Consider the following 11,860-nt stretch of genomic DNA (forward strand, 5'->3'; position numbering starts at 1 on the left):
CCGGTCTGGGTGCGGGCGCGGGCCCGTCGGCGGAGACGGGCGCCGGAGCGGAGTCAGGTGCCGGCGCCGGCTGGGACGCGGGAGCGGCCCCCTCCGCTGACGTGACGGCCGACTCAGGCGCGGGGCTCCCGGCAGTCACCGTCGGCGCAGGCCCCGCGGTCTCCCCCGGTGCCTCCGCCGGGGTCGCCTTCGTCCCGTGGTCGGTCTCTTCTGCCTGGTGGGTCATACCGCCTCCCCCGGCTCCTCGATGCGGTCGAGCTGTTCGCGCAGGAACATGGCTATGCCTGTCTTCTGGAGGGGCTTCGCGCTGGTCGCGTTGAGGGTGACCAGGACGTTGCCCTGCGCGGCGACGCAATACATGGACTGGAGGCCGTTCTTGCCGTCCTTCTTGTCCGACGGCGGCAGATAGCACGCCGCGTCCTTGTGCCCCTCGATCCTCGGGCCCTCGTCGAAGATCCCGAGGGCGTCGAGGAAGCCCTGCTGGGAGCGGGCGAGGCCGCGGACCGCCGTCGTACTCGCCATCTGGGCCAGCTGGACGGTCACCACGGAGGCCTGGTCCGTGTAGACGGAGGACAGCTCCTCGGTGCTGACGTAACTGCGCATCGCGATCCCCGAGATGCGCTGCTTGTCGATCCGCTTCTCCAGCGCCTTGCGCTGGCTGCGCGGCAACCCGCTGAGCGACTCCTTCGCCAGCGCCGTCGCCCGGGCCCCGCTGAGCTGCGCGTCGGATCCGAACTGCGCCATGTCCGGCCCCCGGCTCCAGCCGTCGGCCCCGTACGGCACGAGCATCGCGCCCAGTCCCTTCCCGGGCGCTGCCTTCGTCTCCCCGGCCTTGCTCCCCTTGGGAAACGTCCAGACAGGCGCGCCCGCGTCGCGGTTCGCGCCGTTCACGGTGACGACCGTGAAGCCCACCCCCGCCACGACGGCCCCGGCCGCCACGACCGACACGGCGATCGCGGCGATACGGCCACCTCGACGCCCGCGACCGGCAGGGACCGGTTCCGGAGCAGCCCCTTCGCTCGCCGCGCCCACGGGGTTCGCGGCACTCTCGGCGTTCTCGGCGTTCTCGCTCACAGCCGCTCCATCTGCCGCTCGGCCAGGTCCATGATTGCCTTCTTGGGGATGGGCTCGGTGTCGTAGATCCAGACCATGACCGCGACGTCGCCCCGCCACGCGTATGCCTCGGCGTAGTACTGCGGCAGGTAGCCGGGCTTGGTCTTCGGCTTGTCGTGGACGTACACCATGCCGTCCTCCGTTCCCGGAAGCGCCCAGCTCCGGGTGGCGGACTCACCGGCCGCCCAGGACTGGTTGCCCGACGTGACCTCGGAGGCCGCGAGGACCTCCTCCTGACGGAACTGGACCAACCGGACCTCGAAGTCCGCCTGACCCTTGGTCCACCCGGTGGACACCGCCCTGCGGAACTCGTCGCTGATGGCGTCGCCGAAGGCCGCGCCCGGCTTGACGTAGGTGTCCGCATACGCGGGCAGGCTCAGCCAACCGTCGACCGAGGACAGCCACACCGCCTTCTTCGTCCCGGCCGGCTTCTTCACCAGCAGCTTCCGCAGATCGCCGTCGGTCGTGACGCGGCGGTCCTGCGCGGCGGACAGCGGCTCGGGGCCGTCGCCCTTCGCCTGGGCGAGGGTCGGCTGGGAGAGCGAGGGCAGCGGGGTGGGGTCGCGGTCGGCCTGGATCAGGTATCCGCCGCAGGTCCCGGCCACGACACCCAGCACGGCCGCGGCGGCGATCAGCAGAGTCGTACGGCCCCGGCGGCGCGGCGGCCGGGCCTCGGCCACCGGTACCGGCGCAACCGGCTCAGCCGTCGCAACCGGCGGCGTGACCGGCGTAGCCGGCTCGGCCGGCACAAACCGCTCAACCGGATCAACCGGCTCGAACCGCTCGTCGGCCCTCTCTTCGGGCACTTCCAATGCGTCCCCCACAAAGCGTGAAGCGCGCATTCCGTATGCGCGCTTCACAGGAGACCTTCGGTCAATCCCCAGAGTTGTACGGAGGGTTGATCACGATCCGGACACATCCGCAACGCGCCCGAACCGAACCGCATCCGCGGCACGCCTCAGGCCAGGAGCTGGCTCTGGAGGGCCAGGGTCTGAAGAAAGGGCACGGTGCCGACGGTCCCCTCGCGGGACTGGAGCACCACGGCCAGTACATCCCCCGCGGACAGATAACCCTGCCGGACATGCTCCCTGCCGTACGGCCGGGTCTCGTCGTACAGGGAACGGCGGATCTCCTCGATACCGGTGGTGCCGAGGAGCTCCTGGTCGGAGACGGACCGTTCGGCGCCGCGCACCCGGTGTCCGGGGGTGTTCAGGCCCGCCATGTGCCGGTGGAACAGGTCGTCCACAACCGCCGCCGTACTGAAGTGGAGCAGGTAGACCCGGGTCCGGGTGCCGTCCTCGGTGGTCCAGCCGCGTGCGGTGACGTGCCGCAGCCCGGTGTCGACGAGCAGCTGCCCGAGGGCCGCGCGGTCCGGTTCGACGTACTCCGCCAGGAAGTCCTCGGTCGCCAGCCATCCGTCCGAGCCGCGCAGCGCCCGGTCCTCCACCGCCCCCTTCGGCGCGGGCAGGACCAGGGCCCGTGGATCCGCGTGGTGGGCGCCGGGCCGGTCCGCGTCGGCGAACGGGGCCGGGCTGTCGGAGGGCAGCGGTGGGCTGCTCAGGCGCGGGAACTCCCACAGGCCGCCCGCCTCCGTCGCCAGCCCGGGCAGGTCCCCTCGGTCCAGGCGGCCGATGCCGTAAGCCGTGGTGGTTCCCGCCACGGCGAAGACCACCGCCGCGGTGACCCAGCGCAGGGCGGACGCGGCGCCGCGCAGGCGGCCGCGCGGGGACGACGGCTCGGACGCGGCCCCGCTCTCCTCGCCCAGGACCGGATCCGCCGCCTCAGCCTCGCCGCTCGTCGCCCCGGCCCCGCCGCTCGTCGTGCCGCTCACAGTCGCTCCATCTGCCGTTCCGCGAGATCCATGATCGCTGGCCAGGGGACCGGGTCGTCGTCGTAGACCCAGATGTGCACGGAGAGGTCTCCGCGGGACGCGTGGGCCTCCGCCCTGTAGTACGGGGCGACGCCGGACTCGTGGAACCGCTTCGGGTGGACGTACGCCTTGCCCTCGCCGGTGCCCGGGATCGGCCGGCTCTCCACGTCCGGGTCGGTCTCCGCCCCGTAGCGGGTGTCCGCGCTGTCGTCCGCGGGTGCCGAGAAGTCCTTCTGCTGCTCGAACTGGGCCAGCCAGATCTGCACCTCCTGACCGCCGTCCTCCCAGCCGGTGACCGCGGCCCGCAGGAACTCCTGCTCCTCGAGGAAGGTGTCAGCGGCCTCGGGGTCCTCCCACGTCCCGGCGTAGTCGTACAGGTCCATCCAGCCCTGCGGCTGCACCCAGTCCGGGGTGATCGCCCCGCTGGGCTTCTCCAGCAGCAGCTCGCGCAGGTCGCCGTCGTTCCTGACCTTGCGGTCCAGGGCCTCGGTGAGCGGCTCCGGCTGCGGCCCGCGGGCTTGCGGGAGCGGTGGCTGGACGAACGTGGGCAGCTTCGGCTCCCGGCCCGCCTGGACCAGGTATCCGGCACCCGCCCCGGTCACGACGCCGAGGGCGGCCGCGAGGGCGATCAGGTGTCTCTTCGGGCTCTTCAACGGCGTCTCCCACGGGGTGCTCGGCACGCGTTCCGCCCACGTGCCGCACAGGAGACCACCGGTCGGGGCCCGGAGTTGCAGCGCCGACGATCACAATCAGGCCACGTCCGACCGCGGCAACAGGCCAAGGTGCGTCACGGCGCCCTGGCCGTCGTACGCACTACCCTTCCCGCATGGCGAAGAAGCTCGTGATCAAGGTGACCGCCGGGGCCGACGCACCCGAGCGCTGTTCGCAGGCGTTCACCGTGGCGGCGGTGGCCGTGGCCAGCGGGGTGGACGTCTCGCTGTGGCTGACCGGGGAGTCGGCGTGGTTCGCGCTGCCGGGGCGGGCCGCGGAGTTCGAGCTGCCGCACGCGGCGCCGCTGCCCGAGCTGATCGAGGCGCTGCTCGCGGGCGGCCGGGTCACCCTGTGCACCCAGTGCGCGGCCCGCCGGGACATCACGGAGAAGGACGTCATCGAGGGCGTACGGATCGCGGGCGCGCAGGTGTTCGTGCAGGAGGCGCTCGCCGACGGGACGCAGGCGCTCGTCTACTGAGCGGGCTGAGCGGGCTGAGTGAGCTGTGTGAGCTGTGTGGACTGTGCGGCCCCGCGGCCTGTCACAACTGGTCGACAATTCAAGGAACGCCTTACCCGGCGCGGTTAGTCTCACGCTCGACGGCCACCCGTCCGTCGTCGACACCACCGCCGCTCTGGGGGATCCAACCGCATGCGCGCCCTGCGAATACTTCTGATCACCGCCGTGATTCTCGGCGGGCTGTTCGTCGCCGCCGACCGTCTGGCGGTCCACTTCGCGGAGGGCGAGGTCGCGGACCGGCTGAAGACGCAGGAGGGGCTGACCACGACGCCGAGCGTGGACATCAAGGGGTTCCCGTTCCTGACCCAGGTGGCCGGCGGTGAGCTCGACGACGTCGAGGTCGGGATGAAGGACTACGCCGCGGACACCGGGACCAGCGGCGGCACGATCCGTATCGACGACCTGAACGCCGCCATGAAGGGCGTCGCGTTCTCCGGCGACTACAGCTCCGCCACCGCCACCACGGCCGCCGGCTCGGCGACCATCGCCTACGACCAGCTGCTGAAGGCGGCCGGGTCGCAGGAGGCCCAGCTCCCGCTGGGCGTCACCGCCAAGGTCGTCGGCCTCTCCGACGGCGGGAACGGCAAGATCAAGGTCGACATCAAGTTCAGCGCCCTGGAGAAGCCCGTCTCCGTGCTCAGCAGCGTCAGCGTCGTCGACGGTGACACCGTGCGGGTGCACGCCGACTCGATCCCGAGCTTCGGCAACATCACCCTCGCCGACTCCGACTTCCGTTCAGTCGCCGACTTCGACCAGAAGATCGAGGGTCTGCCCGGTGGCATCAAGCTCGACAAGGTCGAAGCGGGTGCGAACGGTGTGGAGATCGCGGTGAAGGGTTCGGACGTCAAGCTCGCCGGGTAGGACGAGCCTCGGGCCGGACCCGGCTCGTCCGACAGGCGAGACGCTGACGTCCGTACCGTAGATGTGATGACGGCTACAGCCGCCCGGGAACCGTGCGACCGCGGCCCGGGCGGCTTCCTCGTCCCACATCCCGGACGATCGCATCTCAGCATGCGACACACCGGTGACATGCCGGTATGTCCGTCCCTACGATCGACCACTATGAAGCGACAGGCGGATCTCACGAAGCGGCGGGCAGTAGACCTGTGCCGCGTCGCCGCCATGCTCTGTCGCCCCTTCTGAGCGGACGGCACCGGCCTCCGCATCCCCTTGCCCTGGTGCACCAGGGCATCCGTGCGCCCCGCGCACCCTTCCGCACGCCCCGCCGCAACTGCCCCGGAGGAGAAAGAGCATGAGCCGCAGCGACGTCCTGGTCGACGCCGACTGGGTCGAGGCCAACCTCGACAACCCGAACATCGCGATCGTGGAGGTGGACGAAGACACGTCCGCCTACGAGAAGAACCACATCCGCAACGCGATCCGGATCGACTGGACCAAGGACCTGCAGGACCCGGTCCGCCGCGACTTCGTCGACCAGGAGGGCTTCGAGAAGCTCCTCTCGGCGAAGGGCATCGCCAACGACACCCTGGTGATCCTCTACGGCGGCAACAACAACTGGTTCGCGTCCTACGCCTACTGGTACTTCAAGCTGTACGGCCACGAGAACGTCAAGCTGCTCGACGGCGGCCGCAAGAAGTGGGAGCTGGACGCCCGCGAGCTGGTCGAGGAGGTGCCCGAGCGCCCGACGACCGACTACAAGGCCAAGGCCCAGGACACCTCGATCCGCGCCTTCCGTGACGACGTGGTGGCGGCCATCGGTTCGCAGAACCTGGTCGACGTGCGCTCCCCCGACGAGTTCTCCGGCAAGCTGCTCGCCCCGGCGCACCTGCCGCAGGAGCAGTCGCAGCGTCCGGGCCACGTCCCGTCCGCGCGCAACATCCCGTGGTCCAAGAACGCCAACGACGACGGCACCTTCAAGTCGGACGAGGAGCTCAAGGAGCTCTACGCCGAGGAGCAGGTCGACCTCGCCAAGGACACCATCGCGTACTGCCGCATCGGTGAGCGCTCGGCCCTGACCTGGTTCGTGCTGCACGAGCTGCTCGGTGTCGAGAACGTCAAGAACTACGACGGCTCCTGGACCGAGTACGGCTCCCTGGTCGGCGTTCCGATCGAGCTCGGCGCCAACAAGTAAGAAACCCCGTCCAACCCGACCGGCCTTCCTTCCGGTCAGACCCCTCTTTGGAGAAAGACATGTGTGGAGCGAAGGCCGGCGGCCCGGACGCCTCGACGATCAAGCCCGGTGAGACCACGATCCAGGGCCAGGTGACGCGTGACGGCGAGCCTGTGGTGGGTTACGTCCGCCTCCTGGACTCGACCGGCGAGTTCACGGCGGAGGTCCCGACCTCCGCGACGGGCCAGTTCCGCTTCTACGCGGCCGAGGGCACCTGGACCGTCCGCGCCCTGGTTCCCGGCGGCACCGCCGACCGCACGGTCGTCGCCCAGCAGGGCGGCCTCGCCGAGGTCGCGATCGCCGTCTGAGGCGCTTGAGCAGTGGGAGGGCCGTACCCCTGGGGTACGGCCCTTCGGCCTGTCCGGGCCTACGCTGGAACCATGTTGGCGCGACGACGGCGTGTCTACTTCACCATGATGGGCACGTGCATCGGACTGTTCGTCCTGGCCTGGGGAGTCGTACGGCTCTGGTCGATCCCGGTGGCCGTGGGGATGTGCGTGGTCGCCATGGTGATCCCGCCGCTCGCCGCGATGGTCGCCAACCGGCGCGGCCCCGACGACCGCTGGTGGGACGACCCCTCCGGCGACCCCAAGTCCGACGAGTGGTGGGACGAACTGGACGGGAAGAAGCGCCGGCAGTAGGAAGGCGGGCATGTCGTCTTCCGCGAGGCTGTCCACCGTCGTGCTCGACGCCCACGACGCCCACGAACTGGCCGCCTTCTACCAGCGCCTGCTTGGGTACGTGGTGCGCGCCGAGGAGCCGCACTGGGTGCTCATCGGCCCGCCGCCCGGCACCGCCGGCACGTCCCTCGCCTTCGAGACCGAACCCGAGTACGTCCCGCCGGTCTGGCCCACGCGCGAGCCCGGCGACCAGCAGATGATGCTGCACCTGGACATCGAGGTGGACGACCTGGAGGCCGAGACCCGGCGGGCGGTGGCGGAGGGGGCACGGCCGGCCGAGTACCAGCCGCAGGACGACGTGCGGGTGCTCTACGACCCGTCCGGGCATCCCTTCTGCCTGTGGACCGGGACTCCCCCCGCGGCCTAGCCGATCGCCCGGCCCAGCACGTACACCGCCGGAGCCGCCGCGGCCAGGGGCAGGGCCACTCCTGCCGTGAAGTGCACGAAGCGGGACGGGTAGTCGTAGCTCGCGACCCGGTGGCCGATCAGTGCGCACACCGCGGCGCCCGCGCCGAGCAGGGCACCCTTCGCGCCGAGGCCCGTCATCCCGCCGACGGCGATGCCCGCGCCGGCCGCCGCGAGCAGCGCGACGACCACGGAGGCCGGGGTCGGCAGGGGCAGCGCGCGGGCCAGGACCGCCACGGCCACCGCGGCCGCGCCGACCGTCACCGCGTCCGGGTCCGCCGCGAGGTGCCCGGTCGCGACGATCGCCAGGGCCGCCGAGGCGACGGTCGCCATCAGGCCGTACATCCGCTCGTCGGGGTCGGCGTGCGAGCGGAGCTGCATCACCAGGCTGAGCAGGACCCAGACGCCGAGGGTGCCGAGGATCGCCGCGGGGCCGTTCTCCCGGCCGGCCGTCAGCAGGGCCGCGTCCGCGACCAGCGCACCGAGGAACGCCAGCGCGATGCCCTGCCGGGCGGGCCACATGCCGTTCAGCCGGAACCAGCCGGCCGCGGTGACGGCCTGGAGGACGACGAGGGGCACGAGGAGGGCGTACGAGCCGACGGCCGCGGCGCCGGAGAGCAGCAGGCCGAGCAGCGCGGTGAGCGCGGCGGGCTGCATGCCGGGCTCGATGATCGGGGACCGGCCTTCCAGGCGGGCGCGCTGGGCGTCGGTGACGCGGGCGTTCCCGGCGAGGGTGGCGGGGCCGTAGTCGGCGGAGGCCGCACCCTGGGTGACCGGCGCGGGGCCGTACGGGGCCGGGTCGTAAGGGGCCGCGCTGTGAGGGGCCCCGCTGTGAGGGGCCGAGTTGTAGGGGGCCGGGCCGTGCGGGGCGGCGGGGTGCTGTCCCGGGCCTGCGGGCATCTGCTGCCCCGGGCCGGCGGGCCCCTGCTGTCCGGGGCCGTATCCCTGCGGCTGCGCGTCGTACGCCTGCTGGGGCAGGTACGCCGTGTCCGCGGCCCCCGCGACCGGCGCCTGGACCTGGGTCTCCCAGGTCTGGCCCTGCCACTGCTGGGTGTACTGCTGGGCGGCCTGCGGGTCCTCGTACCCCTGCTGGGCGTGGGCCGGCCAGCCCTGCTGCGGGTACTGGTCGTAGCCCTCGTACGGCTGGTTCGTCATCGTCACCCTCCTGCGAACGGCGGGAGCACCTCGACCGTGCCGCCGTCGGCCAGCCGTACCGTCTCATGTCCGCGGGTGCCCACGGGGTCACCGTCGACGAGGAACGAGCATCGCCGCAGGACCCGCACGAGCTCGCCGGGGTGTCGCGCGCGCGCCGCGTCCAGCGCCTCGGCGAGCGTGGCCGCGTCGAACGGCTCCTCGGCGATCCCGGCCGCGGCCTTCGCGGCGGCCCAGTAGCGCACCGTGACCTTTGGCATCCGCTTCCTCAATCGTTCGGTGGTGTACGGGGCCAGGCTAGCCGCCCGCTGTGACAGCCCAGTCCCCGATCCGGCCGAGGAGCTCGTCGCCGACCGCGTGCTCGGCGTGGCCCATGGGCTCGATCCACAGCTCGGCGTGGTCGCCCGCGGCCTCCGCGAGCATCCGCGGGTGGTCGAGGGGGAAGTAGCCGTCGCGGTCGCCGTGGACGATGAGCAGGGGGGCGGGGGCGATCCTCGGGACCGCCTCGACCGGGGAGAGGGGGACGGGGTCCCAGTCCCGGTGGTGGATGCGGGTGCGGAAGCCGTAGCGGCTCACCAGACGGCCCGCGGGGCGGGTCACCAGCCAGTGGAGCCTGCGCATGGGGGCCGTGCCGCGGTAGTACCAGCGGGCCGGGGCGCTGACCGAGACCACCGCGTCCACTCCGCCGCCGCTCTCGCGCCCGTACAGCGCCGCGTGCCGCAGCACCACCGAACCGCCCATGGAGAAGCCGACGGTCACCACGCGCGCGTGCCCGAGTTCGCGGGCCCACGCCACCGCGGCGGCCAGGTCCAGCACCTCGCGGTCGCCGACGGTCGAGCGGCCGCCGGAGGCTCCGTGGCCGCGGAAGGAGAAAGTGACCACGCCCGCGTACCGCGTCAGCGCCCGCACCACCCGGCGAACATGCGGGCGATCCACATCGCCGGTGAAACCGTGCGCGATCACGAACACCAGGTCGCGCGCGGGTGACCGGGAGGCGTCGTATACGAAGGAGGGCGGATCGTATACGGAATCGATCGTCACACCGTCGTCGGTGTGCAGAAACGTCCGTATAGGTGCAGGTCTGGGTGTCTCAGAGTGCGGACTTCCCGTGGAACGCAGCACACGACCTGCCGGATCAATGCTCATGTGGGCTATTCTCGTCGGAACAGGACTCGGGCAATGCAGCCCCCGGGTCCTTTTGTGCTTTCGGATACCCCTGTATACGAAGGCCATGACCCTCGCGGGACCGAGGAGGAACCAGACGTATGAGTTCTCTGCTGCTCCTGACCAACGCCCTCCAGCCGTCGACGGAGGTGCTTCCGGCCCTCGGCCTGCTCCTGCACAACGTGCGTGTGGCCCCGGCGGAGGGCCCCGCTCTCGTCGACACCCCCGGTGCCGACGTCATCCTGATCGACGGACGCCGTGACCTGCCCCAGGTCCGCAGCCTGTGCCAGCTGCTGCGCTCGACCGGGCCCGGCTGTCCGCTCATCCTCGTCGTCACCGAGGGCGGCCTGGCCGCCGTCACCGCCGACTGGGGCATCGACGACGTGCTCCTCGACACCGCCGGCCCGGCCGAGGTCGAGGCGCGCCTGCGTCTGGCCATGGGCCGGCAGCAGATCGTCAACGACGACTCCCCCATGGAGATCCGCAACGGCGACCTCTCGGTCGACGAGGCGACGTACTCCGCGAAGCTCAAGGGCCGGGTCCTCGACCTCACCTTCAAGGAGTTCGAGCTCCTCAAGTACCTCGCCCAGCACCCGGGCCGCGTCTTCACGCGCGCGCAGCTGCTCCAGGAGGTCTGGGGCTACGACTACTTCGGCGGCACCCGGACGGTCGACGTGCACGTACGACGGCTGCGCGCCAAGCTCGGCCCCGAGCACGAGTCGCTGATCGGGACCGTCCGGAACGTCGGTTATCGATTCGTTACGCCCGAGAAGGGCGAGCGGGTCCCCGACGAGGCGAAGGCCAAGGCGGACCGGGCAAAGACGGAGGATGCGGACGAGAGCGCCGCCCTTGAGGACGTAGAGGCATAACGGGTCCCGCGCATGGGCATGGCTCCGGCACCGACGCACCGCCGCACGCCTCGCGGCGGGTGTACGGGGACCTCCTTCACGCCCTGCCCAGAGCGGGTCCATCCGCGTAGACTCCGCGCGTGGCCAAGGTAACCAGGGATGATGTGGCGAGACTCGCGGGGACGTCCACCGCGGTGGTCAGCTATGTCATCAACAACGGACCCCGGCCGGTTGCCCCGGCCACGCGCGAGCGTGTCCTCGCCGCGATCAAGGAGCTGGGGTACCGGCCCGACCGGGTGGCCCAGGCGATGGCGTCCCGGCGCACCGATCTCATAGGCCTGATCGTGCCGGACGCGCGCCAGCCGTTCTTCGCGGAGATGGCGCACGCGGTGGAACAGGCCGCGTCCGAGCGCGGGAAGATGGTGCTCGTCGGGAACTCCGACTACATCGGCGAGCGCGAGGTCCACTATCTGCGGGCGTTCCTCGGGATGCGCGTCTCCGGCCTGATCCTGGTCTCGCACGCGCTGAACGACAACGCGGCCGCCGAGATCGAGGCGTGGGACGCCCGGGTCGTCCTGCTGCACGAGCGGCCGGAGGCGATCGACGACGTCGCCGTCGTCCTCGACGACCTCACCGGCGCGAAGACCGCCGTCGAGCACCTGCTGGGCCACGGCTACCCCTACGTCGCCTGTATGGGCGGCACGGCCGACACCCCCTCCGTCGGTGACCCGGTCTCCGACCACGTGGAGGGCTGGCGGCAGGCCATGGACGAGGCCGGGCTCCCGACCGAGGGACGGCTGTTCGAGGCGCCGTACAACCGCTACGACGCGTACAAGGTGGCGCTGGAGATCCTCGCCGGGCCGCGGCGCCCGCCGGCCATCTTCTGCTCCACCGACGACCAGGCGATCGGCCTGCTGCGGGCCGCGCGCGAGTTGCGCATCGACGTGCCCGGAGAACTGGCGGTCATCGGGTTCGACGACATCAAGGAAGCCGCGCTCGCGGACCCGCCGATGACGACCATCGCCTCGGACCGGTCGGCGATGGCCCGGGCCGCGGTGGACCTGGTGCTCGACGACGGCCTGCGGGTCGCGGGCTCCCGCCGGGAGCGGCTGAAGGTGTTCCCCTCGAAGCTGGTCGTGCGCCGCTCCTGCGGCTGCGAGTGAGCTTCCTTAGAGCCGTCTGAGAACTCCCGGCCGGAGGCCAGCGGCGGCTTTATATCGGGCATACGAGGTTCTGCCGGGCTTCTCAGCAAGCACTCAGGGAGCTCTC

General features: G+C 71.5%; 15 protein-coding genes. 8 read left to right on the forward strand and 7 right to left on the reverse strand.

What is annotated here, in order from left to right; all coding sequences use genetic code 11:
- Positions 1 to 222: 222 nt before the first annotated feature.
- The 4 genes from M2163_RS24295 to M2163_RS24310 all read right to left on the reverse strand — a co-directional run bounded on the left by M2163_RS24295 (position 223) and on the right by M2163_RS24310 (position 3,636).
- On the reverse strand, positions 223 to 1,074 hold the full coding sequence (locus M2163_RS24295) for a hypothetical protein (protein ID WP_280895016.1): 852 nt from the start codon (positions 1,072 to 1,074) through the stop codon (positions 223 to 225).
- A complete protein-coding gene (locus M2163_RS24300) occupies positions 1,071 to 1,793 on the reverse strand; it encodes a hypothetical protein (RefSeq protein ID WP_280895017.1) in 723 nt (240 codons plus the stop codon). Before M2163_RS24300 ends, M2163_RS24295 begins: the two co-directional genes overlap by 4 nt.
- 278 nt (positions 1,794 to 2,071) lie before the next feature.
- Positions 2,072 to 2,944 carry a hypothetical protein gene (locus M2163_RS24305; RefSeq protein WP_280895018.1) on the reverse strand — a complete coding sequence of 291 codons (873 nt, stop codon included), beginning with the start codon at positions 2,942 to 2,944 and terminating at the stop codon, positions 2,072 to 2,074.
- A complete protein-coding gene (locus tag M2163_RS24310; RefSeq protein WP_280895019.1) occupies positions 2,941 to 3,636 on the reverse strand; it encodes a hypothetical protein in 696 nt (231 codons plus the stop codon). Before M2163_RS24310 ends, M2163_RS24305 begins: the two co-directional genes overlap by 4 nt.
- Positions 3,637 to 3,809: 173 nt before the next feature.
- Between M2163_RS24310 and M2163_RS24315 the strand changes: the two genes are divergently transcribed.
- From M2163_RS24315 to M2163_RS24340, 6 genes are all read left to right on the forward strand, one after another.
- Positions 3,810 to 4,172 (forward strand): DsrE family protein, encoded by a 363-nt coding sequence (locus M2163_RS24315; RefSeq protein WP_020140198.1) that lies wholly within the window; start codon positions 3,810 to 3,812, stop codon positions 4,170 to 4,172.
- Positions 4,173 to 4,343: 171 nt separating this feature from the next.
- Positions 4,344 to 5,072, forward strand: coding sequence for a DUF2993 domain-containing protein (locus M2163_RS24320; protein WP_280895020.1), 729 nt, complete (start codon positions 4,344 to 4,346; stop codon positions 5,070 to 5,072).
- A gap of 391 nt (positions 5,073 to 5,463) precedes the next feature.
- Positions 5,464 to 6,303: a sulfurtransferase gene (locus M2163_RS24325; protein ID WP_280850720.1), complete on the forward strand. Its 840-nt coding sequence runs from the start codon at positions 5,464 to 5,466 to the stop codon at positions 6,301 to 6,303.
- Between the two features lie 59 nt (positions 6,304 to 6,362).
- Positions 6,363 to 6,650, forward strand: a complete 288-nt coding sequence (locus tag M2163_RS24330; RefSeq protein WP_007382995.1) for a DUF1416 domain-containing protein — start codon at positions 6,363 to 6,365, stop codon at positions 6,648 to 6,650.
- A 72-nt stretch (positions 6,651 to 6,722) separates the two neighbouring features.
- Entirely contained in the window at positions 6,723 to 6,983 is a 261-nt protein-coding gene (locus M2163_RS24335) for a DUF3099 domain-containing protein (protein ID WP_280895021.1), read from the forward strand.
- 10 nt (positions 6,984 to 6,993) lie between these two features.
- A complete protein-coding gene (locus M2163_RS24340; protein WP_280850719.1) occupies positions 6,994 to 7,389 on the forward strand; it encodes a VOC family protein in 396 nt (131 codons plus the stop codon).
- On the opposite strand, the gene M2163_RS24345 is transcribed toward M2163_RS24340, so the two are convergent.
- From M2163_RS24345 to M2163_RS24355, 3 genes are read right to left on the reverse strand one after another with little or no spacing between them, the layout of a single operon-like run.
- Positions 7,386 to 8,582 carry a hypothetical protein gene (locus M2163_RS24345; RefSeq protein ID WP_280895022.1) on the reverse strand — a complete coding sequence of 399 codons (1,197 nt, stop codon included), beginning with the start codon at positions 8,580 to 8,582 and terminating at the stop codon, positions 7,386 to 7,388. The genes M2163_RS24340 and M2163_RS24345 overlap by 4 nt on opposite strands.
- A 2-nt stretch (positions 8,583 to 8,584) precedes the next feature.
- Entirely contained in the window at positions 8,585 to 8,839 is a 255-nt protein-coding gene (locus M2163_RS24350) for a MoaD/ThiS family protein (protein ID WP_280895023.1), read from the reverse strand.
- Between the two features lie 37 nt (positions 8,840 to 8,876).
- Positions 8,877 to 9,725 carry an alpha/beta fold hydrolase gene (locus tag M2163_RS24355; protein ID WP_280895024.1) on the reverse strand — a complete coding sequence of 283 codons (849 nt, stop codon included), beginning with the start codon at positions 9,723 to 9,725 and terminating at the stop codon, positions 8,877 to 8,879.
- Between the two features lie 119 nt (positions 9,726 to 9,844).
- Here M2163_RS24355 and M2163_RS24360 point away from each other — a divergent pair, with 119 nt between their 5' ends.
- A complete protein-coding gene (locus tag M2163_RS24360; RefSeq protein ID WP_280850715.1) occupies positions 9,845 to 10,612 on the forward strand; it encodes a response regulator transcription factor in 768 nt (255 codons plus the stop codon).
- A gap of 119 nt (positions 10,613 to 10,731) precedes the next feature.
- Complete coding sequence (locus tag M2163_RS24365; RefSeq protein ID WP_280850714.1) at positions 10,732 to 11,754, forward strand: LacI family DNA-binding transcriptional regulator; 1,023 nt, start codon at positions 10,732 to 10,734, stop codon at positions 11,752 to 11,754.
- Positions 11,755 to 11,860: the final 106 nt, after the last annotated feature.

Source organism: Streptomyces sp. SAI-135 (assembly GCF_029893805.1).
GTDB lineage: Bacteria > Actinomycetota > Actinomycetes > Streptomycetales > Streptomycetaceae > Streptomyces.

What these genes read in the sequence shown, in the direction of transcription:
- M2163_RS24345 (WP_280895022.1), bottom strand. Translation starts at nt 8,582, where the DNA reads ATGACGAACCAGCCGTACGAGGGCTACGACCAGTACCCGCAGCAGGGC.
- M2163_RS24335 (WP_280895021.1), top strand. Translation starts at nt 6,723, where the DNA reads ATGTTGGCGCGACGACGGCGTGTCTACTTCACCATGATGGGCACGTGC.
- M2163_RS24330 (WP_007382995.1), top strand. Translation starts at nt 6,363, where the DNA reads ATGTGTGGAGCGAAGGCCGGCGGCCCGGACGCCTCGACGATCAAGCCC.
- M2163_RS24350 (WP_280895023.1), bottom strand. Translation starts at nt 8,839, where the DNA reads ATGCCAAAGGTCACGGTGCGCTACTGGGCCGCCGCGAAGGCCGCGGCC.
- M2163_RS24355 (WP_280895024.1), bottom strand. Translation starts at nt 9,725, where the DNA reads ATGAGCATTGATCCGGCAGGTCGTGTGCTGCGTTCCACGGGAAGTCCG.
- M2163_RS24325 (WP_280850720.1), top strand. Translation starts at nt 5,464, where the DNA reads ATGAGCCGCAGCGACGTCCTGGTCGACGCCGACTGGGTCGAGGCCAAC.
- M2163_RS24340 (WP_280850719.1), top strand. Translation starts at nt 6,994, where the DNA reads ATGTCGTCTTCCGCGAGGCTGTCCACCGTCGTGCTCGACGCCCACGAC.
- M2163_RS24315 (WP_020140198.1), top strand. Translation starts at nt 3,810, where the DNA reads ATGGCGAAGAAGCTCGTGATCAAGGTGACCGCCGGGGCCGACGCACCC.
- M2163_RS24360 (WP_280850715.1), top strand. Translation starts at nt 9,845, where the DNA reads ATGAGTTCTCTGCTGCTCCTGACCAACGCCCTCCAGCCGTCGACGGAG.
- M2163_RS24320 (WP_280895020.1), top strand. Translation starts at nt 4,344, where the DNA reads ATGCGCGCCCTGCGAATACTTCTGATCACCGCCGTGATTCTCGGCGGG.